Source organism: Bacillus sp. EU55, from assembly GCF_038005925.1.
Lineage (GTDB): Bacteria > Bacillota > Bacilli > Bacillales > Bacillaceae > Bacillus > Bacillus velezensis.
Window position 1 is genome coordinate 2,272,735 of sequence record NZ_JBBOUE010000001.1, and the last position, 26,479, is coordinate 2,299,213.

Here is a 26,479-nt window from a genome sequence, read left to right on the forward strand (position 1 = left end):
TTAAGAAGCGTATTCAGGCAATGCTTTATTGTGTTTTGCCGTTTTCTCTTCAGGTATTTTGATTTGATTTGTCAAGATTGCACTTACGAAATAGAGCGCTGCGAAAATCCATACAACGCCTTGTGCGCCGACAAGTCCGATGAACGCCCAGGCAAGCGCGGGGCCGACAAATGCCGACAGTCCCGCAGCCAGATTTAACACAGACATGGCAGCACCTTTATCGCTGCCGGCCGCCGTCGGCACGATAGCCCCGACCGGAACGAACCCGGCGAGGAGCCCTCCCCATATAAAACCGACAATGCTGACGAAAAGCAAGTTCCCATGTGATACAACAGGTGCATAATATAATAAAAGAGTAAAAATGCCGCAGCCCACTCCCCCGAACCACATGACAGTCTTTTTCCAGCCGAAGGCATCGCCGACTGCGCCGAAGATTAAGTTAAAGACGATATTTCCGAGAAAGATCGTTCCCCAAATTTGAAGCCATACATTTGTAGAAATGCCGTGCTGCGCCATATGCATCGGGAGGAATACCGGAAATCCGTATGTTCCGATGCTGTTAATGATCCGAATGATCCCCCCAGAGAGCACGCGCGGATTTACAGCAAGGATGGTGATTCCCTTCATTAATTCCTGCGCCTTTTCCCGCTTATCTGCCTTTTTCTTTTCAAAGCGGTCCCTATTTAAAATCAAAGCAAAAAACGCGCCGAGGCAGACCCAGAAAATTGAACTCCACAGTGTATTCAAATAGCCGAAGGATTTGATGGCCCAGCTTGAATACCAAGCACCGAATACAAACATCCCGCAGCAATATGCAATCCAGAACCAGCCGACCGCCGTACTGAGCCTGTTTTTCGGCTACCGGTAAATCACCCATGTCAAAAATGAATAGGCAAACAGCGGATAACCCAGCCCTTTAATAAAATACGTGACATACATCACCGGCAAATTAAGATTTTCAAATCCGTATGCGATAAACGCGGCTGTTCCGATCACGTAAAACAACAGCCCCATAAACATCGTCCGCTTTGCGCCGAAGGCTTCGAGGCAGACCCCTGAAAACCAAGACGCCACAGCGAGAGAAATACCGTAAACCGTAAACAGGGATGCTGATTGCTGTACCGTCAAGCCGTTTTCAACTAAAAACGGGCTGAGCCAGCCTTGTTCAAGGCCGTCCCCCATCATAAACAGCACGACCCCCAAAAATCCCCAGGCGAGCTGTTTCGGAATTCCTATTTTATTAAGCATTTTTGTTCCTCCTCAGCAATCTTTCATGTTGTCATCTCATCCCCAAGTCAGGCTTTCACCGCCGGCTGAAAATGAGTAAATAATTCTTGCGTATGTTTCCATTCTTCATATAGGAAGAGATCCGTCTGATCCGCTTCCGGCTCAATTACCTTTGTGCTGCTCGAAAGCTCTGCTTTCACACCGAGAGCTTCGTTGCAAATCATCGCCGCTCCCATTGCGGATGCCTGGCTGAACCCCTCTCTCTTATAGATTTTCTTTTGCAGAAGGTTAGCAAGAAACTGCGTCAAAGCATCACTTTGGAAACCGCCGCCGCACACCTTCACATAATCTTGTGAAAAGGAAGCCACCTCTGTTAACGCCTCATAGTTCCATTTGATTGAAAAAGCGATTTCCAGCAGTGCGGCTTTGACAAAATGGGCTCTGCTTAAGTTTTGGGACAGCGGAGCGTCAAAAATAAATCCGCCTTTTGCCAGTGCGTTTTTCTCAGGCGATAAATAGGAGCCTAACGCAGAAATACAAGCATGATCGTGTTTCGGCAGACTTGCGATTTCCCGTTCCATGACGCCGTAGGATTCATTCGGATAAAAAATGGATTTTAATTTTTGATAATTGAGTCCTGTTACACCCGGATTCGTTTCAAGAAGCCATTGACCTTCTTCTGTATGGCAATTCAGCCATGCATTCTTTAAACTTTCGGTTCCGGTCTCCGCTGTTATCTTTGTAATCGGCGTCGTCGTGCCGGATACGATGACGATATCTCCCGGCTTTGCATCTGCACTTTTGATGGCAAGCTGTGTGTCTCCCCCGCCTGCAATCACAGGCACTCTTTCAGATAGACCGAGAACCGCCGCTTTCTTAAACGTTAACATTCCGACAACCGTCCCAGATCGGACGAGTGAAGGAAGAATGGCAGAAGGCACACCGAAGATGTTGCATAATTTCTCTGACCACGCCTTTTTCCTTACGTCAAACAGCAGTGTTTCAGCAGCCTGTGACGGTTCATAGCTCAAAATGCCGCTCAGCTCAAATGTCACCCAGTCACTGATGCTTGTGATGTACTTCACTTCTTTCCATAAAGACGGCTGTCTAGCTTTTAATCCGACAAGTTTCATGGCGGAAAATAAAGCGCTCGGAAGACGTCCGGTTTGCTGATGCACTTCTTCTTTTGCCTCAATCCCGTCTTCCCATTCACGGCCTCTGTTATCAATGTTGGGCAGACCGAGAAATGCCTTTTTATCTTTATTGATCAGAACAATTCCCTGCCTCTGGCTTGTTGAGGTGATTCCGATTAATGTAATATGAGGGCTTTTGGCAATAACCTTCCTTGCCATAGCACTGATTTGCGTCCATAGCCCTTCCGGTGAGAAATATCGTCCGTCCGGATAAAGCGGATCCGTCACATATTCAATGTCTTCCCTTTCAAGCGCGGTCACTTCACCGCCGGCTGTCACGACCGCGACTCGCGCATTCCCCGTTCCGATGTCAAATACAAGGTAGCCTTTTTGTTCAGCCATTACAGCCTCCTCCTTCCGTTTCAAGTTCTCTTTTGTTATAAAGTTCACGTATTGAACAGGTTTGATCTTGTTTCCATTTGAAAAGCGCTCCATTTAAAATCTTCACATGATGATCCTCCACTTCAAACGTTGCGCCCGCTATATGGGGAGTCGCTAACACATTCGGCAAAGAGATCAATTCATAATCAGAAGATTCAGGCGGTTCGTGATAAAACACGTCAAGGATCGCTCCCTTAATCCGCCGTTCTTTCAGCACCCGCAGCAGCTCTTCCCTGTCTGTAACCGCCGCTCTTGACGTATTGACAAAAACAGCTCCCTGTTTCATCAATTGAAAGTGCCGGGCGCCGATAAGGCCGATGGTTTCTTCTGTGCGCGGCAAGTGAACGGAAACAATATCACTTTCAGAAAATACCCGTTCAATCGTCGTTTTTTCATACTCCCGGTTTTCATGACGGACAAATGGGTCATAGTAAAGCACCTTGCAGTCAAAAGCGGCCAATAGCCGGGCGATTCTCTGTCCGACAGCTCCGAAACCGATAAGGCCGACTGTTTTCCCCGTCAGCTCATTTCCTCTGAATTTGACGTAAGCCTGCAAATAATCACCATTCCACTTCCCGTCCTTCAGCCACTGATGGGAAGAATACGTATGACGCAAAAATGAAATCACATTTCCGATAAACATTTCAGCAACAGCCTGGGCATTGCGGGCCGGTGTAAAGAAAACGGGGATTTTTCTTTTAGTCGCCGCCGCAATATTCACATTAGACGGCATTCCTCGGCAGACACCGATAAAAGCGGTATCGGGCAATATGTCAATAACACGCTCAGACACCTCATCAAGTTCAGTAATAAGCCCCGACGCGTTTGTCTCTTGAATCATTCGGATCAATTCATCTTCCCGATAGGCCCGGCCGTGCTTCTTCCACGGCCGGTGCACAGTCCGGCCGAACAGCTCAGTCAGCTCCTTCAGCCCCTCGTCGTGATATGGTGCGGTAATTAAAACCGTCATGGTGCAAAACATCCTTTTCACATAAATTTTTTCATAAAAAAATCTCTTTCCCCAAAGAAGGAAAGAGATTCATATACCGTCTTTATGCGCTTGAAGCGCACAAATATGTATAGATCATTCTTTCCTATCTTTCAAGCATACGCTTGCTGGAATTGGCACAATAAATGTTGCCGAGGTTTCGTAGGGCCAGTCCCTCCACCTCTCTGGATAGAAAATAAAATGATGAAATTGTCAGGCTGTTTAAAAGAATAAACTCATCATAGAAAAGTCTTTCCGTGATGTCAACACTTTTTTTCTGAATTGACGCTCGATTTTGAAATGTTATAATGCTTACAATATAAACAAAGAGGAGAAATGGGCTATGAATTCTGCTGCAACACAGCCGAACGGGGTCTTTAAGTCGGTATGCTCACTAGACTGTCCCGATCAATGCGGCTTGCTTGTGACAAAAAAAGACGGAAAAATCGTTAACATTCAGGGAGACCCCGATCACCCGGTCACATCAGGGAATATTTGCAACAAAGTCAGACACATGGCTGAGCGCATTTATGATGAGAAGCGCGTAACCGTTCCGTTAAAACGGATCGGTAAAAAAGGTGAAGCCGCGTTTGCGCCTATTTCCTGGGAGGAAGCGATCAATACGATCAGTGCGCGCTGGAAAGAGCTCATTGCCGAAGAAGGAGCGGAAAGCATTCTTCCGTACAGCTTTTACGGCAATATGGGAAAACTGGCGGCAGAGGGAATGGACCGCCGTTTTTTCCATCGTCTCGGAGCGAGTCATCTCGAACGGACGATCTGCAGCAAAGCCGGATCTGAAGGCTATAACTATACAATGGGTGAAGGAGCGGGTACTGATCCGGAGGAGACCATACATACAAAGCTCTTTATTTTTTGGGGGATCAATGCCGTCAGCACGAATATGCACCAAGTCATGATTGCTCAAAAAGCCCGGAAAAAAGGAGCTAAAATTGTCGTTATCGATGTACATAAGAACCAAACCGGCCGGCTTGCCGATTGGTTTATTTCCATTCGCCCCGGCACAGATGCCGCACTCGCCCTCGGTATCATGCATGTCTTATTCGACGAAAACCTTCACGATGAAGCATTTCTCACAGAATACACCGAAGGCAGTGACGAATTAAAAGCGCATGTTAAACACTATGATCCGGAAACGGTTTCTGCTATTACAGGCGTTAAAGCCGACGATATCAGACGTCTTGCGAGAATGTACGGGGAAACCTCCCCTTCCCTTATCAGGATCGGAAACGGCATTCAGCACCATGACAACGGCGGAATGATCGTCCGCACCGTCGCCTGCCTTCCGGCTGTTACAGGACAGTGGCTCAACACCGGAGGAGGCGCAATCAAGCACAACAGCGCGGTATTAAACTATAACAGACAAGCGCTCCAGCGGCCTGATCTGCTTTACGGCAGGAAGCCGCGATCATTTAATATGAACAGGCTCGGAAGCGTTCTTTTAGAAACAAAACCGCCCGTACGCTCCCTGTTTATTTACGGTACGAATCCTGCAGTGGTTGCGCCGGAAGCGAATAAAGTCAGAAAAGGCCTGCTGCGGGAGGATTTATTTACAGTCGTTCACGATCTATTTTTAACGGAAACCGCCAAATATGCGGATATCGTGCTCCCTGCTGCATCCGCATTTGAAAACACAGATTTTTACACGTCTTACTGGCATCATTTTATTCAGCTGCAAAAACCGGTGATCGAACCCTACGGGGACAGCAAATCGAATACGGAAGTGTTCCGTTTGCTTGCCGGAGCAATGGGATTTACCGAGCAGGAGCTTCAGGATTCCGATGAAGAGTTGATCAGACAGGCGCTGGACTTTCCCGACAATCCGTATATCGAGGATATTGATTACGAAGCGCTCTCACGCCATTCCTTCATGAAAGCCAAACGGAAAAAACCGCTTTTTCCGGGAAAGCTCAAGACACCGAGCGGAAGAATTGAATTATATTCGGAAAAGATGAAACAGGACGGTTATCCGGCGCTGCCGACACACATCCCTCTTGAGAGCGATGATGATTTTCCGCTTTTATTTGTCCCGGGACCGAATCATAATTTTTTTAATTCAACATTTTCGAATAATGAAAAACACGTAAAATTAGAAAAAGCGCCAAAGCTTTTTATTCATACAGAGGATGCTGTACGCCGGAACATAGAAGACGGGGAAACCGTTAGAGTTTGGAATCACCGCGGCGAGTGTGAATTAACAGCTTCGGTCGGCGAACAGGTGCTTCCCGGCGTTGCAGTCAGCCAAGGTCTTTGGGCCGATATGGATGATAAAAAACAGCTTGTCAACTCGCTCACGCCCGATCGGCTGGCGGATATGGGCGGAGGCGCTGTTTTCTTCTCCGGAAAGGTGCAGGCGGAAAAGCTCAGCAATCAAAACCGCCCGCAATAAACGCCGGGCGGTTTTGATGAAGGCTGAATCCTTTCAGCCGGCTTCACCGTATAAAAAGTGATAACGTTTATTGGAGGTTTGCTGTATGGATATCATTACCGGCATCGGAATCGCTTTAGCCGGATATTTCATCGGAGACGGATTGAAAAACTTTAAATCACCTGATCCTCATGAACACACTGACCACATTCTCATTAAAGAAAAAGATCTGCACTTCTATATTGGTTATTATTTAGGAGTTACGAAGGAAGAAGCAAAACAAATCGTGCCCGACACCTCTGACATTCCGCATATCACGAGAAACGGAAAGCGGTATGTGCAGAAGAATACATTAAGAGAATGGCTGACTTCTATGCTGGAAAAAGAATAACAGCTGCCATGAAAAGCGGGAAGAGTTTTTCTCTTCCCGTTCATCAAGATACGCCGCCCTGCCTCTCTTCAACCCCAAACATACGAAGGATATCGTTCTTACTTAACGAAACCTCCCCTTCTTTAGATTTCAAATAAAACCCTTTCTTATATAACCGTATGACTTCCTCATATGTAAGCTCATGACGAAGGAGCGCCATTAAACGCCCGTCTTTTTCATCCTGTTTATTGAACCATTCATACTGTTCTGACCAGTTCACTTTCTGCATGTCAAACACCTTCTCACTTTGGATTAATGCCCTTTTCGCATTTATTATACTTATTTCCCCTTTTGTAAACACTCCGACTGCCTGTGACATTTTTGAAAACAGCCGCACCCGCTACTATTAGTCACCACGTTGACTTATTTTCTATTTCGATGTATATTGTAATTGTCAACATGGTGACAATTCAGATAGGAGATACCTTATGGATATTAATTTACTAATGAAGGAACTGCATGTTATGCAACAAAGTTACGCATCATTATTTTCGGTTGTCAATAAAGTGCAGGCTCGGGGGGACGAATACTTAGAAATGCTGACTTCCCGACAGCACATGACTCTTATTGCTATTGCCCATTTACCGACGGAAGATACCACACTTATGAATATCGCTAAAAAGCTGGGCACAACAAAACAAACCGCTAACAAATTAATTTCAAGCCTCGCGAAAAAAGGATATGTTCACACTGTGCCAAGCAAACTGGATAAACGTGCAATCAATATTGAGATTACCGCTGAAGGAAAAAAAGGGTTAATTTCCTGTTCAGAAAAATCCACCTATTTTTTAGCGGATATGTTTCAAGACTTCACAACTGATGAAATTGAAACATTCTGGAGGCTATTGCAAAAACTTTATCGTTTTGATGGTGAAGAAGAGGATGGTTTTGAAGAAAAAGCACATTTGAAAGTTGAAGAGCAGGCACAATTCATCTCAGATGACTATGAAGAAAAAATCATGGCTGAATTTTCAAAACGGCGATATGGGGGTGCAGACGATGAATAATATGCTTTATCGAAAAGTAAAAGAAACAGAGGATAAGATGAAGGAAAAATGCTATGAGCTGAAAGATAAAATTGATCAATTTATTTCTCATGCTAAATATAAAATTCATTGCAAACGTAAACTGGACCGAGCCGGCAATTATATATCAATTGCCATTGGACTCTTTATCCTAACTGCCTCATGGCTGACCGCAACACAATGGCTGCTTTGGATAGGCGCGGCGAGTATTTTGAGTAATGCCTGTTTGCTCATTATAAAGCCTGTTAAAAATTGATAACCTGAAAAAGCTCTCTAAAAGAGAGCTTTCTTTTATTAATCGTCCCAGTCTTCATCTTCTTCCCAGTCATCTTTCGCTTCCTGAATCTTATTATAAAAAAATTCGATAAAGCTTTCTGCAGCGATATCTTGATAGCCAATTATCCTATCCCATTCCACTACAGGGCATTCTCCGCCTTTCATTTTATTCGTATCTAGACAGTAAGCAAAAAAATCAACATCTTCTATGACAACAAGACCATCAGCAAGTCCATAATGTTGTTTATATTCTTTGGTTTTATCTGCAACTGACGCATGATCGAAGTTATAGCCTAAAACTAAAACCCCGAATAAACCACCAGCACCGTATTTTTCTAAGAACCATTTATAGCTAATAGAAAGTTCGCATTGGAGGATTTCTTCAATGCGAGTTATGTTTTCATGGCTTGCACCCTCTGTGAATATAGCATTTTGCTTGTTTTCATTAATAAAGTTTTCAACCTTTGAATAAATCATTTAATTTAAACACCTCAATTCTCATTCTCAAATTGTTTCGCTCTCCACTTCCAATATCTCTTTCGAAAGCTTTCATATTGTGCTTTTAAAACCTTATCATTTCTAAAACTTTCACCATCAGTCTTAAGCTTATGAATAACATCACTATATTTTGTATGTAAACTGTTTGGGATTTCAAGCATTGGGCCAGGTTCTTCTTGAATCAAGTGATGTAAATTAATCTGTGTGCCATCTTTTGCATAAGGAGCATTACCGTTTTTCATAAGCTGAAGATTTGTTACCAAATTCTGTTTTTTGGTTCATATCAATATCTTTCATAGTATACACTCTGCGGCTTATGTCTTTAACTTTTCCCTTTGCTTTTACCTTGCCCTTAACCTCAAAGGCACCATACTTTTCTTTATTTAACCAAGGAAGGTTTATTTCTTGACCAGTAAACGGCTTTCTCGTTCCATCCGGGATTTTCTTTGCATTGGTCAAAAGTTCATTTTTAAGGTTTTGGCTGTCAACCACATTGTATGGTACGTTATCGGCCAGAGCAAGATCATACTTAGAGTTATAAGGAAGCAGATCTGGAAGTTTAACGTCTTTAATTTTCTTCCCTGCCTGTCCTGCCTTGTTTATGACCTTCCCCGCCGCATCAGCTTTGTTAACGGCTCCTGCGCCTTTCGTTCCGACGACAGCCACAGCCACTGAACCGACCGCATATGTCACCCATCTTGATCTGGAGTAAGCATCTCCGTTCACCATATCCTTTTGATACGACTCTTCAATTGCCGCTTTAACAGCATCATATGTTTTCACAGGATGAAGTACTGCATTCCCCAGTGCTGACAGCGTTTCCCCCGGATCGGTTATGAAGTCCCATAGACCGGTCACCGTGTCTTTCCCGACATCATATAAACCAACGCCGGCTCCTTTTAAAATATCCCAAGTCACTTCTCCGGCTTCTTCCATCTGTTTTGCTTGTTCAAGCTGCGTCACATACTGCCGCTGGGAAGATTCAAGGTTTTCATAGCCGATCTTCTTCGCAATTTCCAAATATTCATCCGGATCGGTGACACCAGCGGCCAGCTTTTTCTTCAGATCCTTGATTTCCCGCTCCTTCGCTTCTTCCTTTTTAATCGTCAAATAATCATCCGAATGTCTTGCAATCTCGCCTTTTTTCTTATGTATGTCACTTTCCCTGTATGCCTTGGCGTTATAGTGAAGCGGAGTGGCGTTTTTTCCTTGGCCTGTTGCGTTTTGGAGCTGCTGAAAATCTGCCTGAATGAAATGTTCGTTTGCCTCGGTTTCTGCGTATTCTTTCGTTAGATCGTGATCAAGCTTGCCGAGCTTATGTACGGTATCGTCCCGTTTTTTGTCTGCTGATTCCAGCTTTTGATCGACATCTTCTGTAGAGAAAACATCAAGATGGACAATATCGCTTATCTCGTTAAGAATATCCCTCATTTCATTTCGTTGCTCCTGCATGATAGCTTTTGATTTATTCTTCGCATGAATCAGCTCGTGTTCTAAAAATGACTCTTCCACAAACGAATCGGCTAATCCGGCATCAGCTACTTTTCCTGAAATACTGTTGAGAAACGCAATCTTCATATCGATCAGATCAAGCCAGCTGTCCGTGACGCTGGCGTGGTCCTGGAAAAAGGCTTTGATATTGTCGGCGCCTTTGCCTGAAAACTCACTGTCGTCTAAGTCAGCCATTCCCTGAAACGCTTTTCTGAGATTAATAAATTGTTCTCTAATCTGATCGTATTGTTTAGCCCGCTTTTCTGCGGCTGAAATGAACGAGGCTGCTTCAAATACTTTCATTTACGTCTCCTTTCCGCTTCTTTCTGTCTAAATTTCACCATAGGATATAAGATTAGATGAATCTCTTGCATTTGTCGAACTGCTTTATTTAAGATCATAAAATTTCAAACAAAACCTTACACGAAGGAATCTGGGATCGGCAAAACAAAGCCAAATATAACATATGTTGAAAAATCTCTTGCATTTCCACACCCGCCATGCTATATTGATATAGCGATGAGCTGAATTGTGTAAGCCGATGCACATGCCCTTGCGGCACACACGAATGTGGCGTGTGGTGTATCGCCTCAATACGCAAAAGACGTTTGCTTCTGCAAACGTCTTTTTTTATTATCCGATTTTCGTTCCGTTCGGTACTGTCTGCTCTGGCGTAAGCAGGACAACATCTCCTTTTTCCGGGATGCCGCCGAGAACGAGAACTTCTGACTTAAATCCGGCGATCCGCCGCGGCGGAAAGTTGACAATAGCGGTAACCTGTCTGCCCGTCAGATCACCCGGTTCGTACCGTTTTGTAATCTGGGCGCTTGATTGTTTCATGCCGATCTCTTCGCCGAAATCTATTGTCATCTTAATGGCCGGCACCTTTGCTTCCGGGAATACTTCCGCTTTTACGACCGTTCCTATTCTAAGATCAAGCTTGATAAAATCTTCGATGACTGCCATATCAAAAACTCCTTTTTTACAATCATGATACCAAAAAAAGAAGCAGTTTATTTAACCGATTTTCAGGATTATTTATCAGATTGAAAGGTGTTTCGGAAGACGCGCGGCGTTATTCCCTTATGTCTGACAAACCATCTGGTGAAGGAAGACAAATTTTGAAAGCCGACCTCCTGACTGATGTCTGTCAGCCGGCATTTTGTTTCAATAAGCATTTGTTCCGCTTTCTTCATACGGAGCTCAGCAATATAAGCTTGCGGGCTTTTTCCCGTCTGCTTTTTAAACCAGTCGGAATAATACGCCGGGTGGTAATGTTCCATTGCGGCGAGCTCTTTAATTGTAAAAGTCTTTGAGAGATTTCGGCGGATATACGCAATTGAATTATTCGTACGGTTTTCTTGTATCTTTCCAGCAATATATTCTGCAAGCAGACTCAATGAATGAGCCGACTGCTGCTTTGTCTCTTCTGTCAGCAGAAACCGAATCGATGTCCAAAAAGGATCAAGCTTATTCAGAACGCCGGGGTCAAAGGAACCTTTGAAAAAAAATGCCGGTATGTCGAGAACGAGACATTCATTTCGCTCCAAAGAACGGAACCGATGTTCATACCCGGGCGGAATATACAGCATTTGATCAGGTTTTAATCTGATTTCACGTCTTTCTGTCTCCAGGTCCAGCTGTCCTTCGAGCGGAAAAAGCATTTGGCAGTATGTGTGTGCATGAGAATCAAAAATATGTGAATAGGTGCGCCGCTCACAAATGATATGTTGTAATGAATCCATTTGTCCCTCCTTTTTATATGATGCGTCTTTTTATTTAGTTTACATAATAATATTATTGTTCACTCGACTGCAAACCTCTTAAGAAAGCAACAACTGCAAACTTCCGGCTTTCCTTAATTGATTCGGTTAATTCAAATGCACTCTGTTTTCTCAACACGGCAAATCCGTGAAGAAGGCTCCTCAGTCCTCTCGCAGCATGAATCGCAGTGTCAGACTGTGCATAACCGTTCGCTGTCAGCTGCCTGACAACAAGCTCTACAAGCAGGCTTGACAGATTCTCAATCCGCCCGTCTTTTATCTTTTGAAATGTTGCGTCATATAATCCGGGATTGGCTTCGGCGAAATTGATATAGGCATCGGCAAGAGCAAGCAAAGCCGTTTCGCCCGTCAGTCCTTCTGCAGAGGCCGCCATTTTTTCATATAACATAGTTAAACCGGAGACAGCCAGCTCTGTTTTAATTCCTTGAAGGCCATTGACAAAATTGTAAAGGGAAGGCGGTTTTACGTTTAAGGACTTTGCAACAGACGCAAGCGTCACTTCGTTCAGCCCTTTTTCGTCAGCGATGCCTGCTGCGGCTCTCAATATCATGTCAAGGCTCATTCCGACTCTCGGTGACATTATGATCGGCCTCCCGGCAGGCTTCGTTCGGCTTCCTCAACAGCCTTAGCCATCATTTCAACGGGATTGCAGAGAACATTTCCATGTCCGGCGGCCAGACTGCTTGGTTGATGAGCGATAAGCGTTCTTGCTGTTTTTACAGCTTCTTCTTTATTCCACGTAGCAAAAGCCGGAAACGGAAATTTCCATTTCAGCTTCCCTGAAACAGCAAGGCCGCCCCGTACTTGAAAGGCATCTCCGACGATCAGCATATCATTTCTCATATCTTTAAAAGCGAGGCTTCCCGGCGTATGACCGGGAGCGGGAATGACAAGTAAAGATCCGATCCGCTCGCCGCCTTTCAGCAGGCGATCAGGTTCGGTCTGAACATTTTTCGGCACTCCCCCCTTTATCGGCGTTTGTGCTTCATGCTCAAATAATGAAGTGTCACCTTTCAGCAAGAAAGAATCCCGCTCAGAAATACAGACGGAAGCATCCGGAAATTCCGCAGCTAATGAGTCAAGCGAACCGATGTGATCCCCGTGCGCGTGGGTGAGTAATATGTCATTCAGCGGCTTCCCAAGCTGCCGCAATGCTTGCTTGATTCCTTTATGACTGTTAGGCAGTCCGGCGTCAATCAGGGTTACTCCTTCTTCTTCTTCAACCAAATAACAATTCACCGGGAAAAGCGCTGGAAAAAAAGTCAGCTGCCAAACACTTCCGTATTGTAAGATTCTCATCAACATCCCCCTAAAACTAACATCATTAGTTTTATTATAACTAATACTGTTAGTTTATCAAGAGTTTTCTGTTTAAATCCTGAAAAAGGCGCGGGCGCTTCTCTTATGCAAAAAAAAGAAACGCGCATACTGTGATAAAAGATGCTTTCAGCCTGCGAATAAATCAGACTACTAAAACTAGCCGGATAAGCATACACTACTCAACGGAGGGGGAGTTCCACACCATGCATATCACACTTCAAAGCATCTGCCCTGTCTTAATGATTGCCTTTTTCCTGTATAAAAAGGTGAAACGGTCCGTCGGCTTTCAGCCTTTGAAACCCCGCTGGCTTTATACCAGAATGATTTTGTTTTCATTGCTGGCCGCAGCTCTGGCGTTTTTCAGCATCACACACCCGGCTTTATACGGCCATCTTATATTCGGCACTTTTTGCGGCTGGCTTCTGGTCCTGTTTGCCAAACGGAACATTTCTTTTGAAGAACGCCGCGGAAAAATGTATTTTCGCACTCACCTGTGGATTGAACTTATTCTATTAACGTTATTCCTATCGAGATTTGTTTATCGCGTTATTGAAATTTACCGGGTCACAGCGGACTTTACCCATCCGGAGGCATACAGCCAAACGGTCGGGGCCGATCCGCTGACCATCAGTATCTTTTATTTCATCGCAGTGTATTACAGCGGCTTCTCTTTTTATGTTTTAAAAACGAGCAGAGACCAAACCAATAACAGTCAGTACGGCTGACATCTCTGTCTAAAAAGCAGGGATGTTTTTTAATCGTGCCGCGTATGGTGAATCATTTGCTGAAGCACATCTAACACATGTTCATCCTCAGGAGAATAATAGATGGATGTTCCTTCTCTGCGTGATTTGACGAGGCGCAGATTTTTAAGAAAACGCAGCTGATGAGAAACGGTAGACTGCAGCAAATTCAGCTTTTCTGCGATATCATTTACCGCGTGCTCACCCTGTGACAGCAAATGGAGAATTCTGATTCTGGTCGGATCAGACAGCGCCTTAAAAGTCTGGGCAACCAAAAATAAAGTTTCCTCATCTAAATCGACAGCGGGGTCATTCGTGTTTCCGGATTCGTGAAATTCAGTCATATACCTCACCCTTCTTTTCTCAAGTAGCCCAATTATACCAAATGTCAATTGATGCAGATACATCCTGCGCCTGACAAAAGAACCGTTATTTTAAATTTATGTTTCAAATACGGGTTTCCGCTTGGTTTCGCGCATTCATCTGTGTCATAATGAAAAAGTCATAATGCTCCTGAAATTGAGGGTGAAACACAGTGGAGAAAAAGAAAAAAGGCTGTTTCGCTGCCGCGGGTCTTATGATGATATGTGTTTTTGTCATGGTTTCCTTCTTCCTCATTCTGTTATTTTCAAATAATGAATTGCTCAAAAGTCTTCCGTTTGATGTCAAACCGATCGTCCTTGAACGGCTGACAGATTACAAACCGCTTGTTGAAGACGAGCTGGATGAAAAAGGACTCACCAAATATACATCGCTTGTACTCGGCATGATATATCAGGAGTCAAAAGGAAGAGGAAATGATCCCATGCAGTCTTCAGAATCTCTGGGTTTAAAGCGAAATGAGATTAAAAACCCTCAAACCAGTATCAAACAGGGAATCAAACAATTCACTCTCATGTACCAAACAGGCAAGAAAAAAGGCGTAGACTTGGATACGATTATACAAAGCTACAACATGGGAGCCGGCTATATTGATTTTGTGGCTGAACATGGAGGATCGCATACTGAGGAACTGGCAAAACAATACTCCGAGCAGCAGGTCAAAAAGAATCCGAAACTTTACACTTGCGGAGGGAACAAAGACAATTTCCGTTATCCCTACTGCTATGGTGATTACACGTACGCAGAAAAAGTAAAAGCAAAAACAAAAACCGTTGAACAATCCTTAAATGTAACAACACTTGAAACGCTTGAAGAGTAAAAGGCGCCCTGATGAGGCGCCTTTTTCAATCAATAGAAAAAAGCCGCGCAGAGCACGGCTTTTTTTAATAATACGGTGAGATCATTAAGTATACAATGACGCCCGTCAGACTGACATACAGCCAGAGCGGCATCGTCCATCTGGCGATTTTTTTGTGGCGCTCCACCTGCATACTGAATCCTCTGATCAGCGTAAACAGCGCAAGCGGCACGATGATGAAGGAAAGGCAAATATGCGTAATTAAAATAAAGAAGTAAATCCCGCGCATGATGCCGTGGCCGCCGAATAAAGTATTCTCAGCTATCGAGTGGTACACGACATAGCAGATCAAAAACAGCAAAGTCGTCGTAAACGCCGCTAAAATAAAACGTTTATGCGCTTGAATGTTTTTTTGCTTAATCATAAAGAGCGCTGCCAGCAAAAAGATAAACGTGAAGCTGTTAAAAATGGCATTTAACATCGGCAGAATATGAATATTGGCAATGCTGACCTGTCCCGATTTCGGCATAAAAAACAGCACCGCAATTAACCCGTTGATCAGAACGGTCAATGTCAGCACGATACCGGTATAACTTTTAGGTTTGTTTTCTGTCTGATTCATCTTATGACCTCTCTCAATTTTACTGACTATCCAAATGGTATGAGAATTCAGCTTTGATGTCAACGGTTTCGTCCGCTTCGTCAGAAATTAGACAAACTTAAGCCCTAAAAAGACCGGGTGTTTGAGACCCGGCCTTTCGTCATATTATGCTTCCTTCAACAGTTCTTCTATCACCTTATGCTCGTTTTCATTCAACAGATTTTTTGGAATGATCTATCGGTTTATTCATATGCTGATCGAGAATATCGGCTGTTTCTTTGTCCCCTGCGATTACGAGACGCTCCCATTGGTGTGAAGCGGCCTTTTGATCAAGGTTTGAAGCCAATCGTTTATACAGCCTGTTTTGGTTTTCTTCGACGTGGGCTTTGGCGGCGTCTTCGTCCATTGAGGCGGAGCTTCCGCTTACATCCTGCGGTTTCCACGATTCATTGATGACGTCGTATTGATAATGCTCCACCCCTTCAATTTTTCCGAGTACGGTTTCTATGATCTTCACTTCATTCTGCTGGGTGAGAATAAAAGCCGTGCTCGGAAATTGTTCACGGAGAAGTTCTAATTGATCAAGGACAGCCGTTTCTTCCCAATAAAATCGTGTTTCGACAGGCACCTGCAATTCAATCGTCTCCCAAATACCGCCTTCTCCCGATGCAAAAAATACGAGACTTCGCGGCATCTCTTTACCAAGCCCATCGATATATTGATAGACACGTTCCATGATGCGGACGAGAGATTTTTCTTCTTCCGGATCACTGGCAGACAGATACTCTTTTAATCTCCGAAAACCGGTTTTCAAGGCGATTTTCCACTCTCCCCCCTGCTGATCCGGATTTCTCATATCCGTATTTACATATAAGGAAAGCATTTTATCAGGAGATTCCGTCATTACGTACTTCAATTTGCCGATGAGTGAGTCAATTGCCATTATAGATTCCTCCTTTTTCCGCTGCTCACTGTTCCTTTCCCTATCCGCACCGCCTTAAAAACGTCAATCCACATATAAACGGCAGACTTTTCTAAAAAAGTTTTTGCAAAACCCATTTACAAACCAAGACATCATTTACTACAATGGATACTTGTGTTTAACTAAGACTTTTACGCTGTGAAAGGAGTATGATTTTGTTTACTGCAGAAGAAAGAGATCAGAAAGAGCTGGAAAAAGAGCTTCATAAACTTGAATTTCAGATTTTCAGAATGCGGGAAAATCTGATAGATGTATCAAAAGACGCGCGAGTGCTTGGTATTGATCAATCGAACAATGACGATTGGATCATTGTTTCCTCGATTGATGATGGCCAAACATGTAAGATTATGCTGACTGATTGTGAATCAGCCTACCGGGGAAGAGGCTGTTTTTCACTGATCGCCTCTTATTATGACAATGCCATTCATATCGGAGACATTAAAGGCCCGCCGAACCACGGCTACGGCTCGATCTGCATGAAATTTTTAAAACATATCGCCAGAGAGCAGAATATCCCGAAAGTGACGGGCGACATCGCTAAGCGTGATTGGGATCATGTCGACAGACTCGTTCATTTTTATGAAAAGCATCACTTTGATGTCTGGATTGACAATGATACGCAATCAGGCGGCATTAAATGGGTCGACTTGTAAAAAAATAATAGAGAAACCCTCTTTTATATGGTGTAATAGATTAAACCATATAAGGAGGGTTTTTTTTGTATCCGGAAAAATTGAAAAAAGGTGACGGCATTCGTATTGTGTCTCCGGCCACAAGCATGTCCGTTATGTCAGATGAAAATATAAATGCCGCAAAGTCAAAATTGGAGGAGCTCGGCTTTCGTGTCTCTTTTTCAGAGCATGCGAAAGAAATAAATGAATTTGATTCATCATCCATTGAATCGCGTGTACAGGATCTGCACGAAGCTTTCGCTGATCCTGACATCAAAGCGATTTTGACGACACTCGGCGGGTTCCAATCAAATCAGCTGCTTCGCTATCTTGATTATGAAAACATCAAGCGGCATCCGAAAATCCTTTGCGGCTATTCAGATATTACCGCTCTCGGTCATGCCATATATCAAAAAACCGGCCTTATTACATATTCCGGTCCCCATTTTTCTTCATTTGCCATGAAAAAAGGGCTGGACTATACGATTAACTCTTTCTTGGCCTGCTGTGCTTCTGACAACCCGTATGAGATAAAGCCTTCATCCGAGTGGAGTGATGATAAATGGTATTTGAACCAGGAGGACAGACGTTTTTATCGGAATCCGGAACCGCTCGTTATTCAACCCGGATATGCGGAAGGAACACTGATCGGAGGAAATCTATGCACGCTGAATCTTCTGCAGGGCACCGAATACTTTCCGGAGATGGAACAAGTGATTCTGTTTATAGAAGATGATCATATGTCGGACATTCATATGTTTGACCGGGATTTGCAGTCACTCATCCACCTTCCCGCTTTTTCAGCTGTGAAGGGAATTGTCATCGGACGTTTCCAGCATGCTTCAAATGTGTCTGAGGAGGCTCTGCGTGCCGTCATCCGTACAAAAGAAGAACTGTCATCCATGCCTGTTATCGCAAATGCTGATTTCGGCCATACCTCCCCTTTGATGACATTCCCGATCGGAGGAACATGCAGAATAGAAGCCGGCTCAGAAGGCGTAAGGATATGGATCGATCGGCATTAATACATAAAGACGGGAAAACCGCCCCGTCTTTTTATTTTGATGCCTTATGCCGCGGCGTGCGCGGAGCGATCATAATTCGTCCGCCAGCCGCTGCCGTCACCCATACGGAAGCTCCTTCATAAAAACGGCTGATCTCTTCATTATATACGGCATGTGTCAGTTCACGTTTATCATGCGTTCCGTCTTGGTTTTTTACGTTTAAAATAAGCACAAGCTCGTGCCTGCCATTCTTCATCACACCAGTACGTCTCACCTTTTCAATAACGGCTGGCCTTCCTCTCCCTCTGTCAAGCGCCTGAAACAGCCTGACAGCCGGCATAGACAGTCCGATAACGATCACAATGGCCAAAGCGGTACAGATACATGCTTGAAACACCGGTGATTCTGTGAAGGCATTCCATAAACATATAAATTCCGGCTCCATCAGATTCATACACCCCTTCAGATTCCGTTTTCACATCCATTCCTTCTATATAATATATTAGAGAAACGCTTTTTCTTTTTCCGCATATAACGATTATATACAGTCAAAAAAGGGAAGAAAAAAAGAACACAAAGCATTTCGCCTTGTGTTCTTCATCTCTATATGAAACTAGTCTAATACTTTAACATTTACTGTTCTGACGCCCCAGTTGTTAGCGTCACTTTTCTTTGCAACAAATACGTCAATTTTATTTCCTTTAATTGCGCCGCCTGTATCTGCTGCTGTTGCCACTCCGTAACCTTCAACATAAACCTTAGAGCCAAGCGGAATGACACTAGGGTCTACCGCGATGACTTTTGCATCAGGGTTTTTGTTTAAGTCAACACCGGTTGCCGTTACACCGGAAATGCCGCCGTCGTTAGCAGAGTAAGCAGTTGCAGTCATTGTCAGCTGCTTTTTAGGCTCTTGTTGGTTTGTATTTGATTGAACAGGCTGCTGTTTTGCTTCGACAGCCTTCGCTTCTTGTTTAGGTTGTTGTTCTTGAACAGGTTCTTGTTTAGGCTGCTCGTTTTTGACAGCTTCTTGTTTCGGCTGTTCTGTCTCAGCAGCTGGTTTTTGTTCAGTTTGCGGCTGGCTGGCTTCTTGAGCCGGCTGTGCTGCCTGAGCCTGACCTTTCACATTTAACGTTGTGCCTGCGTAAATTATATCTGATTGCAAGTTATTCAAGCTTTTCAGATTGCCGACTGATGTTCCGAATTTCTGAGCAATTTTCCAGAGGCTGTCGCCCTGCTTCACTGTGTACTGCCCAGATGTGGTTGTTTCTACTGAAGAAATAGTCAGTTTCTCTCCTTCAATGATTAAATCAGAAGATAACTGATTCCATTCTTTTAAGTCCTTTAGGTTCACTCCGTTTTTTTGCGAGATCCCCCAGAGCGTGTCACCCTTTTGCACCGTGATTTCTTTAGCAGAAGCGTGAGCTCCGAATGCAGTTGTTGAAATTGCTGCAACTGCGACAAAGGACATAATCGTCTTCTTCATAAGTAAATCCTCCCTTGTTAGCTTTTTATTGGCGGCTAACAGGTGATATCGTAACATATGAAAATGTCAGTTCAATAACAAAACGATTTGAATTAGATTACAGTTCCTTTACATGAAACATTTCTCTCGCTTGGTAAGTCTTGCTGAAACCTTGATACAGCAAGGGTTTTCAAGCTTCTGATTTTTCCGGCGCGAATGGAAAACACAATGTGCAAATTTCTAAAAAAACTTTTTTTCACTCTGTTTCTCTTACATAATTTCGGATTCCTTCTAAAAAAACCGCTCCGTATTTCAATCTTTTTTGTTCCCCGACCCCTTTTACGGAAAGAAGATCCTGATCTGTTTTCGGAAGTTTCGCTGACATTTCTTTTAACGTCTGATCTGAGAACACGACAAATGGAGGCACACCCTGTTCAGCTGCAATCTCTTTGCGGAGACGCCGGAGAAGCTCAAATAATTCATCATTTTCAGTTACGGCAGCGGCCTGTAAGGCTTCTTTTCTCGAGACTGCGCTTTTTCCAAGCAGAACGTCCCTGCCTTTTTGGGTGACCATAAGCGTCGGAAATGTGCCGTCCGCCATTCTGATATATTCATCTGAAATAAGGAATTCGATAAAATCACTGATTTCCGCTGCGGATTGATGCTTCATAATGCCGTAAGTGGACAGGCTGCTGAAGCCGTTTTCCAGCACTTTTTTATTTTTTGAGCCGCTAAGCACCTGCGCCACCATCGTTTTTCCGAAGCGCTCATTCATTCTGATGATGCATGATAATACCATCTGCGCTTCTTTTGTGACGTCATGGGCGGTCCTTGTATCAGTGCAATTGCCGCATGCTTCGCAAGCTTCCGCCTCATTCTCGCCGAAATACTTCAGAATAAACCGCTGCAGGCAATCTTCCGTATGACAGTAATCCACCATCTGTCTCAGTTTTTTGAGATCCTGCTTTTGTTTTTCTTCTCCGGCGGCCGATTGGTCTATTAAAAAACGCTGCACCATAATATCCTGCGGCGAAAATAAGAGCACACACTCGCTGTTAAGACCATCGCGCCCGGCCCGTCCGGCTTCCTGGTAATAGCTCTCCATATCTTTCGGAATCTGCGCGTGCAAAACGAACCTGATGTTGCTCTTATCGATTCCCATTCCGAAAGCGGACGTAGCTACCATCACTTGTATCTGATCGTTAAGAAACCGCTCCTGCTGGTCTTTTCTGTCATCATCCGCCAATCCGCCGTGATAACGGCCGGCATTGATGCCGCTGCGTTTTAATTTCTCATATAAACGGTCGGTTTCTTTTCTTGTCGCTGTATATATAATGCCGGCTTCGTGTTTATTTTTTTCCAGATACCGCTCGATAAACCGATCTTTGTTTTCGCCCTTTACTACTTTAAACGTTAAATTCTCTCTGGCAAAACCGGTATATACAGTTTGTTCTTTCTTAATATGAAGCTGCTTACATATGTCATCATGAACCTCAGGCGTAGCCGTCGCCGTTAATGCGATGATGACGGGCGGTTCTTTTAATTCATTAAAAAGGATTTCGATATTCCGGTAACTCGGCCTGAAATCATGTCCCCATTGCGATATACAGTGAGCTTCGTCAATGGCGACAAGAGGAACCGTAATATTCTGCAGGATGTGAATGAATTCAGAAGAAGTCAAACGCTCCGGTGTAATGTAAAAGAGCCGGTAAGCCCCTTGTTTCAAACCGGTCAGGCGCTCATGAATGTCACGGCTTGTCTGGGTGCTGTTAATATAAGCTGCCGCGATACCCGCTTCTTCAAGCGCGTCGACTTGATCTTTCATTAAGGAAATAAGAGGGGAAATAACGATTGTGGTTCCTTCAAACAGCAGTGCGGGAATCTGATAGCAGATTGATTTTCCGCCCCCCGTCGGCATAATGCAGACCGTGTTTTTTCTCTCCTCTGCAACTGATTGTATCGCCTGCTTTTGGCCCGCGCGTAGACTGTCGTAACCAAAATAATGCGCCAGAAGGGATTGGGCTTTATCCAGCATAAGTTGTAAAACCTCACTTTGTCTTTGATTCTTTCATTTTATCATACAGATAAAGTACGCCGCTCAAGGGCAATTCAAAATAAAAAGCCATCTCCGCAAGGGAAATGGCTTTCGCTACGTATGCCGTACGCAAGTAAGAAAGTTTTAAACCACCACTCCTCAAAGTGGGTGTTTGCAGAAGCGTTCCTGTCGTCCTCTGCAATGGAGGCATGACATTCCGGCTTCGATATAAAACTCCCTATTACAGCTTAAAGGTTAAAACTTAATTAACAATACGAACAATGTAGCTTCTCTTATATCCTACACCATCAGTCGTATTTTGGCAAGAGGGTTAATTCTTTTACAGAAAACCTTTTTTCTTTGTGAGAACTGCTTTATTCTACATAAAAATTGTTTTTTCGACAAAACATCAATATATCAATATAAGATCTGATCGAAAGCTGCCGCCAGTTTCTTCTATAATATAAAAAACTCTCACACCCTGTATGGGCGCAAGAGTTAATGGAAATTAGAATTTTGCAGCCAGATCTTTCGCTTCTTGCAGTCCTTTTTCAATGATCGCTTGAGCGTTATCCGGTGCAGCATTATGGCCTTCAACGACAACAGTGTGAAGATCTTGGACACCCCAGAAACCGAGAACGGTTTTCATGAAGTTTAATGACATTTCAAGAGATGCCATCGGTCCTTCAGAATATACGCCGCCGCGTGCGTTTAAGAGCGCTACTTTTTTATCTCCCATCAGACCTTTTGGTCCTTCAGGCGTGTATGTGAAAGTAACTCCTGCGCGAGACAGGTAATCAACATAAGTATGAAGCACAGCAGGCACTGTGAAGTTCCAAAGCGGGAATGCAAACACGACTTTGTCAGCTTTGACGAATTGATTTAAGTAAATGTCAGCAGTTGACGCTTGTTTTTTCTCTTCGTCTGTCATTTCAATTCCTTTTGAAGCTTTGAATGTTCCGTTAATCATATCTCTTCCGAGGTAAGGAAGGTTTTCTTTATGAAGATCAAGTTCGATCACTTCATCATTCGGATTGCTTTCTTTATAAGCAGCCAGAAACGCTTCGTATAATTTTACGGATACGCCTTCTTCAGCCGTACGGTCACTTGATTTTACAAATAATACTTGAGACATTCTAAATTCCTCCCGGTAATCTTTTAATATTTACTTACAAATAGTATGTTACTTTCTTTTTTATATAAAGTCAATGATTTTATTTCGATTCTGAGATTTTTTATGGAATAAAAAAACAGGTACATATGAATGTACCTGCTGCTATTATTGTGAATCCTGCTCGCGATCCAGGATTTCGTAAGTTTGTGAGCTTTTTTGATCAACGGTTTCTTTATTTGAGAGGTCTTTCACCTGCTCGTGAAATTCCCTTTCATATGACGGAGCGTCTGTTTTCACATCCCCTTCTGTTTCTCGCTGCGCTTCGACGGTCATTCTGGCGTACGGCACAGCTTCAAGTCTTTCATAAGGAATTTCTTTTCCCGTTTTCTCGCAAATCCCGTATGTTCCTTTATCCATTCGTTCAAGCGCGGCGTGCACCTCATCTAAAAGATTCTGATCGACACCGTCCAGCGTCTGATTCGTGACCCTGTCCAAATAAATGCTTCCGTGATCAGCTAAGTGATTATCTACTCCGTTCGACAGTTCTCCTGTGTCTTCGCTCATTGAATGATTTTCTTTTGATTCTCCCTGAAGACTTTCCTTTAAATCGATTAATTTATGATAAAGGCTGTCCTGCTGTTCTTTTGATAATGACATATTCATCATCTCCTTTTTCGTCTGTATTCTTCGCTGCATCTGTTAATACATACCCTCGAAAAAGGAGGATGAAACAACGGGGTCAATGCTTTCTCCCCCTGATGGTGACATTGGGTGTCTGCTGCTTTGTCTGGCTTTTTTCTTTCGCAGCATCATTTTGCGGGTTGTCCCGACATTCTTCAGCGCAGGCTTGTTTGAGCCTGTGCACCGGTGTATGGTAAGTGGCGCCGATATTCAGCATACCGCTCAGCTCTTCTATACTCAGCTTTTCAAAATCAATATTGTATTCAACCTTGTCCACTTTGACATGCTCAATATGGACATATGTTTTTTCCCCTTCAACCGTTTGCGGCTCAAAATGACACTTATCCTGAAGCTCATCAAGCTGTTGTTCCACTTTCTTAAGCCGGTCTAATTCTTCTTCACACACTTTTTTGAAAATCTCTTTCATTATTTTTTTCAAAGAAAATCACTTCTTTCCCCGTCACTCTTGGAAAGTTCTATGCGTCCCGCATTGCGAATATAAACATGATATACAAAAAGGAGGCGAATCATGATGTTTTTTCCATCCTTTATCAACTTTGAGTATATAAAAATGAACGGAATCAGCGGCGGAGCAGCTTTTAACACCGGCTCTTCCGTTATGGTGAGAAACACAGCAGCCAATAAAAGAAATGAAGGGTACGGTGAACAAAACGGTGATTGCACCGTTGTCGTCATCCCTATCATGAGTATCGATGATTCAGATCTGATAGATGGCACAGCAAACAAGATCAGCCTTCGATAATGATCTGGCTTGCATCCCCCAGATGTTTAGCAATCGATATATATAAAATCCCGTCTTTGAATACCGCCTGCATTCCCTTCGTTCCCTGAGCGGAATGCGGAAGGTCGAGTTTTTTTTCAAAATCGCCGTATTTTCCGGTCTTCTGTTTAAAATCCTGTTCATTAAAAAAGGATTTTCTCGTGCCTTTTACGACGATATATTCTCCGTAGGACAGCAGCTGAACATCTTGTTTCCGGTAGCCGGGCAGATACAGCAAAAATTGGAGCTCATCATGGGTTTCCACAATATCTATAAGAGGAAAAACATCCTCATTTCTTCTCATTTGCCCATCTCCCTGTTGAAAGGGAAAATGAGAATGGCCGTTTTGAAATGATTTCAGTTGTTCATCATCAAAAACGTTTTTCCAAAAGTCGCCGCCGGACATGTTTTGCGCCATTTCCATCCATTGCTTCATCTTATCGAAATCCATTTTTATCGCCCCCCTGTCTAAGCATACGGTCATAACAGCCGGCATACACCTGTATTAAAGGAGGTTTGCCTGTGGTTCAACCAACTCCATATATCAATATTAATATTTTCATGTTGAAAATTAATTCCTTTGAAAATGCTTCAGCGGTGAATGTCGGACAAAATTTACTGGCGGAATGGCAGAATTCTGATAAAAAGAATCAGGGATACGGACAGAACTTCGGAGATGCAAGCGGCTTCATCGGCACGAACGGCAAAGTGGATGACCGGGATCAAATTGATTCTCCATCTGCCTTTGAGTCTGCATGCGATAAAATCCCTGCCGGAAAAGGAGGCCCATTATGATGTTTTCGCCGGTTTTGGTAAATGTAGGAGGCTTGAAAGTAAATGCAGTCGACCGCGGTTCTTCCATTACGATCGGCCCGTATCAGCAAATCGATTATTTTTTATCCAATAAGATCAACTACGGATTCGGTGAAGAAAATGGTGATTTGGCGCCGATTTATATCCCCATCAGTTCTATTGCTGATCCGGATCTCATTGATTCGAACTCCGGAAAAACAAGCATTATATAATAAAAAGGCCATCCGCATGCATTCGGATGGCTTTTATGTGATATTTAACTGCATAAGTATTTTGTTAAGATGGCTTGAACCTCAGTCAAGTCCGTTTCTTTTGCAAATTCCAATTCGAAAGTTTTTCCTCTTGTCATTAATACAAGCCCGGTATCGGGATCAAACATCCCCGCTTCTTGAATGGCGAAGCTTTCAATTGTTTTATATGGAAGAAATACGCGCACTTTCTTTTTGGAGAACATTTTATTATCAAAGAAAATCACTCGTTTATTCGTAAAGCATATTTGGTCAACCCGCAGTTTATAAATCGTTTCGATCCGTTCTCCCTCAACGAGCAAAGCCTCCAGCTTTTTTGTGTCGGTTGATCTGCTGACAGAAAAAATTCCCAATGAAGAACCCCACTTTCTGCTTCTATACTATTGTTTTATTACAATCATAAAAAAATAAGTTCTTTATCCCTATATAAGAATACGACATAGACGGCATTTAAACCATTACGAACAGATTACATTTTTAGAACGTTCATCAAAAAAGCCCTTCGCGAAAGGTGCCGCTGTTATGAAGTAGTACGGTTCAGCGAAAGAAAAGGTTTCAAGAAAACGGTATTTTTTTCGAAAAGTCAGTTTTTTATTTTCGCCATAAAAAACCGCGGCTTCTCCAATGCCGCGGTTTCAACAAAACATCAACGATCCGTATCTTCAATTGTTCCTTCTTTATAGGTATCTGAAATTTGTTCCATCGTCGTGTCGGTGCCTTCTTCAGGTTGCACTTGCTGAAGCTGATCTGATGTTTTATTTTGTTTGTCTTGCTCTGTTTTTTTCATTTTGCAGCCACCCTTTATATGTAGTCTTTTTTAGTATGGCTCAGGCAAAATAAATTCATTCAGCTTTAAACTTCTTCAAAATACTCTTTGTAGAAGCCTCCGACTTTGTTTGTATTGTCTACAACAAAAATGAATTCTTCTGTTTCATTTTTGACTTTATACTCTTTACCCGGCGTCAGCACATTTTTGACAATGTATTTTTTCGCATCTGTATGTACGCATTTGACCTTTTTGACGCTTTCTTTTGTCTGCCAATTATTATGAATCATTTATAAAACTCCTTTTCTTAATCGATAAGCTTATTGTAGCCGTTTTTTCTTGTGAATTGCAATAACGGTTATCGATTGATTTTACCGGAGGTGTTATTATAGAATGACT

The 26,479-nt window shown here is 43.3% G+C and carries 31 protein-coding genes, 1 other RNA gene, 3 pseudogenes and 1 riboswitch; of the genes and pseudogenes, 11 read left to right on the top strand and 24 right to left on the bottom strand.

Annotated elements, in window-relative coordinates:
- The 3 genes and pseudogenes from NYE50_RS11445 to NYE50_RS11455 all read right to left on the bottom strand — a co-directional run bounded on the left by NYE50_RS11445 (position 1) and on the right by NYE50_RS11455 (position 3,771).
- Positions 1–1,248, bottom strand: a pseudogene (locus NYE50_RS11445) (RbtT/DalT/CsbX family MFS transporter).
- Positions 1,249–1,295: 47 nt separating this feature from the next.
- A complete protein-coding gene (locus NYE50_RS11450; protein WP_025650371.1) occupies positions 1,296–2,762 on the bottom strand; it encodes an FGGY-family carbohydrate kinase in 1,467 nt (488 codons plus the stop codon).
- The gene (locus tag NYE50_RS11455) at positions 2,755–3,771 is read right to left on the bottom strand and encodes a 2-hydroxyacid dehydrogenase (RefSeq protein WP_224988120.1); all 1,017 of its coding nucleotides are present in this window, start codon (positions 3,769–3,771) and stop codon (positions 2,755–2,757) included. The genes NYE50_RS11450 and NYE50_RS11455 overlap by 8 nt, the downstream gene beginning before the upstream one ends.
- 121 nt (positions 3,772–3,892) lie before the next feature.
- A riboswitch (SAM riboswitch) is annotated at positions 3,893–3,985 on the bottom strand.
- Between the two features lie 147 nt (positions 3,986–4,132).
- Here NYE50_RS11455 and NYE50_RS11460 point away from each other — a divergent pair.
- Both NYE50_RS11460 and NYE50_RS11465 read left to right on the top strand, forming a co-directional pair.
- On the top strand, positions 4,133–6,196 hold the full coding sequence (locus NYE50_RS11460; RefSeq protein WP_224988118.1) for a molybdopterin oxidoreductase family protein: 2,064 nt from the start codon (positions 4,133–4,135) through the stop codon (positions 6,194–6,196).
- A gap of 85 nt (positions 6,197–6,281) precedes the next feature.
- Entirely contained in the window at positions 6,282–6,566 is a 285-nt protein-coding gene (locus NYE50_RS11465) for a hypothetical protein (RefSeq protein ID WP_014418096.1), read from the top strand.
- A gap of 43 nt (positions 6,567–6,609) precedes the next feature.
- Here the strand turns inward: NYE50_RS11465 and NYE50_RS11470 are convergent, their stop codons facing one another.
- Positions 6,610–6,834 (bottom strand): hypothetical protein, encoded by a 225-nt coding sequence (locus NYE50_RS11470; RefSeq protein WP_031304185.1) that lies wholly within the window; start codon positions 6,832–6,834, stop codon positions 6,610–6,612.
- A 199-nt stretch (positions 6,835–7,033) separates the two neighbouring features.
- Between NYE50_RS11470 and NYE50_RS11475 the strand changes: the two genes are divergently transcribed.
- Both NYE50_RS11475 and NYE50_RS11480 read left to right on the top strand, forming a co-directional pair.
- Positions 7,034–7,612 carry a MarR family winged helix-turn-helix transcriptional regulator gene (locus NYE50_RS11475; RefSeq protein WP_159354256.1) on the top strand — a complete coding sequence of 193 codons (579 nt, stop codon included), beginning with the start codon at positions 7,034–7,036 and terminating at the stop codon, positions 7,610–7,612.
- Positions 7,605–7,886: a hypothetical protein gene (locus NYE50_RS11480; RefSeq protein WP_017417952.1), complete on the top strand. Its 282-nt coding sequence runs from the start codon at positions 7,605–7,607 to the stop codon at positions 7,884–7,886. Before NYE50_RS11475 ends, NYE50_RS11480 begins: the two co-directional genes overlap by 8 nt.
- A 38-nt stretch (positions 7,887–7,924) precedes the next feature.
- On the opposite strand, the gene NYE50_RS11485 is transcribed toward NYE50_RS11480, so the two are convergent.
- The 6 genes and pseudogenes from NYE50_RS11485 to NYE50_RS11510 all read right to left on the bottom strand — a co-directional run bounded on the left by NYE50_RS11485 (position 7,925) and on the right by NYE50_RS11510 (position 12,978).
- Entirely contained in the window at positions 7,925–8,383 is a 459-nt protein-coding gene (locus tag NYE50_RS11485) for an SMI1/KNR4 family protein (protein WP_159354257.1), read from the bottom strand.
- 14 nt (positions 8,384–8,397) lie between these two features.
- Positions 8,398–10,198 (bottom strand): annotated as a pseudogene (locus NYE50_RS11490) (T7SS effector LXG polymorphic toxin).
- A gap of 330 nt (positions 10,199–10,528) precedes the next feature.
- Positions 10,529–10,861 carry a chaperone CsaA gene (gene csaA, locus NYE50_RS11495; RefSeq protein WP_007611940.1) on the bottom strand — a complete coding sequence of 111 codons (333 nt, stop codon included), beginning with the start codon at positions 10,859–10,861 and terminating at the stop codon, positions 10,529–10,531.
- Between the two features lie 68 nt (positions 10,862–10,929).
- Entirely contained in the window at positions 10,930–11,640 is a 711-nt protein-coding gene (locus tag NYE50_RS11500) for an AraC family transcriptional regulator (RefSeq protein ID WP_017417954.1), read from the bottom strand.
- A gap of 52 nt (positions 11,641–11,692) precedes the next feature.
- Positions 11,693–12,259, bottom strand: coding sequence for a TetR/AcrR family transcriptional regulator (locus NYE50_RS11505; RefSeq protein ID WP_029974222.1), 567 nt, complete (start codon positions 12,257–12,259; stop codon positions 11,693–11,695).
- The gene (locus NYE50_RS11510; RefSeq protein WP_159354258.1) at positions 12,259–12,978 is read right to left on the bottom strand and encodes an MBL fold metallo-hydrolase; all 720 of its coding nucleotides are present in this window, start codon (positions 12,976–12,978) and stop codon (positions 12,259–12,261) included. The genes NYE50_RS11505 and NYE50_RS11510 overlap by 1 nt, the downstream gene beginning before the upstream one ends.
- A gap of 224 nt (positions 12,979–13,202) precedes the next feature.
- Between NYE50_RS11510 and NYE50_RS11515 the strand changes: the two genes are divergently transcribed.
- Positions 13,203–13,724 (top strand): hypothetical protein, encoded by a 522-nt coding sequence (locus tag NYE50_RS11515; protein ID WP_007407994.1) that lies wholly within the window; start codon positions 13,203–13,205, stop codon positions 13,722–13,724.
- A gap of 29 nt (positions 13,725–13,753) precedes the next feature.
- On the opposite strand, the gene czrA is transcribed toward NYE50_RS11515, so the two are convergent.
- Positions 13,754–14,086: a Zn(II)-responsive metalloregulatory transcriptional repressor CzrA gene (gene czrA, locus NYE50_RS11520; RefSeq protein WP_007407993.1), complete on the bottom strand. Its 333-nt coding sequence runs from the start codon at positions 14,084–14,086 to the stop codon at positions 13,754–13,756.
- Between the two features lie 191 nt (positions 14,087–14,277).
- On the opposite strand from czrA, the gene NYE50_RS11525 reads away from it, so the two are divergent.
- Positions 14,278–14,943, top strand: a complete 666-nt coding sequence (locus NYE50_RS11525) for a lysozyme family protein (RefSeq protein ID WP_017417956.1) — start codon at positions 14,278–14,280, stop codon at positions 14,941–14,943.
- Between the two features lie 64 nt (positions 14,944–15,007).
- Here NYE50_RS11525 and NYE50_RS11530 read toward each other — a convergent pair whose 3' ends face one another.
- Together NYE50_RS11530 and NYE50_RS11535 are read right to left on the bottom strand one after the other, a co-directional pair.
- Complete coding sequence (locus tag NYE50_RS11530; RefSeq protein ID WP_007611945.1) at positions 15,008–15,544, bottom strand: DUF420 domain-containing protein; 537 nt, start codon at positions 15,542–15,544, stop codon at positions 15,008–15,010.
- A gap of 144 nt (positions 15,545–15,688) precedes the next feature.
- Positions 15,689–16,466: pseudogene (locus NYE50_RS11535) on the bottom strand (VLRF1 family aeRF1-type release factor).
- A gap of 188 nt (positions 16,467–16,654) precedes the next feature.
- On the opposite strand from NYE50_RS11535, the gene NYE50_RS11540 reads away from it, so the two are divergent.
- Together NYE50_RS11540 and NYE50_RS11545 are read left to right on the top strand one after the other, a co-directional pair.
- On the top strand, positions 16,655–17,158 hold the full coding sequence (locus tag NYE50_RS11540; RefSeq protein WP_014418107.1) for an N-acetyltransferase: 504 nt from the start codon (positions 16,655–16,657) through the stop codon (positions 17,156–17,158).
- 65 nt (positions 17,159–17,223) lie between these two features.
- On the top strand, positions 17,224–18,201 hold the full coding sequence (locus tag NYE50_RS11545; protein ID WP_224988116.1) for a S66 family peptidase: 978 nt from the start codon (positions 17,224–17,226) through the stop codon (positions 18,199–18,201).
- Between the two features lie 31 nt (positions 18,202–18,232).
- Here NYE50_RS11545 and NYE50_RS11550 read toward each other — a convergent pair whose 3' ends face one another.
- The 7 genes from NYE50_RS11550 to gerPC form a co-directional block, all read right to left on the bottom strand.
- Positions 18,233–18,625 carry a hypothetical protein gene (locus NYE50_RS11550; RefSeq protein WP_017417958.1) on the bottom strand — a complete coding sequence of 131 codons (393 nt, stop codon included), beginning with the start codon at positions 18,623–18,625 and terminating at the stop codon, positions 18,233–18,235.
- A 168-nt stretch (positions 18,626–18,793) separates the two neighbouring features.
- Positions 18,794–19,663, bottom strand: a complete 870-nt coding sequence (locus tag NYE50_RS11555; protein ID WP_007407985.1) for a 3D domain-containing protein — start codon at positions 19,661–19,663, stop codon at positions 18,794–18,796.
- 235 nt (positions 19,664–19,898) lie between these two features.
- On the bottom strand, positions 19,899–21,677 hold the full coding sequence (gene recQ / locus NYE50_RS11560; RefSeq protein WP_224988114.1) for a DNA helicase RecQ: 1,779 nt from the start codon (positions 21,675–21,677) through the stop codon (positions 19,899–19,901).
- A gap of 107 nt (positions 21,678–21,784) precedes the next feature.
- Positions 21,785–21,970: non-coding RNA, 6S RNA (gene ssrS / locus NYE50_RS11565), on the bottom strand.
- Positions 21,971–22,185: 215 nt separating this feature from the next.
- Positions 22,186–22,812: an FMN-dependent NADH-azoreductase gene (locus NYE50_RS11570; protein ID WP_224988112.1), complete on the bottom strand. Its 627-nt coding sequence runs from the start codon at positions 22,810–22,812 to the stop codon at positions 22,186–22,188.
- A 144-nt stretch (positions 22,813–22,956) separates the two neighbouring features.
- A complete protein-coding gene (locus tag NYE50_RS11575) occupies positions 22,957–23,448 on the bottom strand; it encodes a TraR/DksA family transcriptional regulator (protein WP_017417961.1) in 492 nt (163 codons plus the stop codon).
- An 82-nt stretch (positions 23,449–23,530) separates the two neighbouring features.
- On the bottom strand, positions 23,531–23,911 hold the full coding sequence (gene gerPC / locus NYE50_RS11580; RefSeq protein WP_014418112.1) for a spore germination protein GerPC: 381 nt from the start codon (positions 23,909–23,911) through the stop codon (positions 23,531–23,533).
- Positions 23,912–24,001: 90 nt separating this feature from the next.
- Here gerPC and NYE50_RS11585 point away from each other — a divergent pair, with 90 nt between their 5' ends.
- Complete coding sequence (locus NYE50_RS11585; protein WP_061862281.1) at positions 24,002–24,235, top strand: hypothetical protein; 234 nt, start codon at positions 24,002–24,004, stop codon at positions 24,233–24,235.
- On the opposite strand, the gene NYE50_RS11590 is transcribed toward NYE50_RS11585, so the two are convergent.
- The gene (locus NYE50_RS11590; protein ID WP_038461505.1) at positions 24,222–24,704 is read right to left on the bottom strand and encodes an Hsp20/alpha crystallin family protein; all 483 of its coding nucleotides are present in this window, start codon (positions 24,702–24,704) and stop codon (positions 24,222–24,224) included. The genes NYE50_RS11585 and NYE50_RS11590 overlap by 14 nt on opposite strands.
- A gap of 71 nt (positions 24,705–24,775) precedes the next feature.
- On the opposite strand from NYE50_RS11590, the gene NYE50_RS11595 reads away from it, so the two are divergent.
- Positions 24,776–25,048 (top strand): hypothetical protein, encoded by a 273-nt coding sequence (locus NYE50_RS11595; RefSeq protein ID WP_014418114.1) that lies wholly within the window; start codon positions 24,776–24,778, stop codon positions 25,046–25,048.
- Positions 25,045–25,278 carry a hypothetical protein gene (locus NYE50_RS11600; protein WP_224988110.1) on the top strand — a complete coding sequence of 78 codons (234 nt, stop codon included), beginning with the start codon at positions 25,045–25,047 and terminating at the stop codon, positions 25,276–25,278. Before NYE50_RS11595 ends, NYE50_RS11600 begins: the two co-directional genes overlap by 4 nt.
- Positions 25,279–25,322: 44 nt before the next feature.
- Here the strand turns inward: NYE50_RS11600 and NYE50_RS11605 are convergent, their stop codons facing one another.
- The 3 genes from NYE50_RS11605 to NYE50_RS11615 form a co-directional block, all read right to left on the bottom strand.
- Positions 25,323–25,667, bottom strand: coding sequence for a PH domain-containing protein (locus NYE50_RS11605; RefSeq protein WP_003153783.1), 345 nt, complete (start codon positions 25,665–25,667; stop codon positions 25,323–25,325).
- A gap of 293 nt (positions 25,668–25,960) precedes the next feature.
- The gene (locus NYE50_RS11610) at positions 25,961–26,101 is read right to left on the bottom strand and encodes a DUF4025 domain-containing protein (RefSeq protein WP_003153781.1); all 141 of its coding nucleotides are present in this window, start codon (positions 26,099–26,101) and stop codon (positions 25,961–25,963) included.
- A 65-nt stretch (positions 26,102–26,166) separates the two neighbouring features.
- Positions 26,167–26,370, bottom strand: a complete 204-nt coding sequence (locus NYE50_RS11615) for a DUF6501 family protein (protein WP_029974235.1) — start codon at positions 26,368–26,370, stop codon at positions 26,167–26,169.
- Between the last annotated feature and the right edge of the window lie 109 nt (positions 26,371–26,479).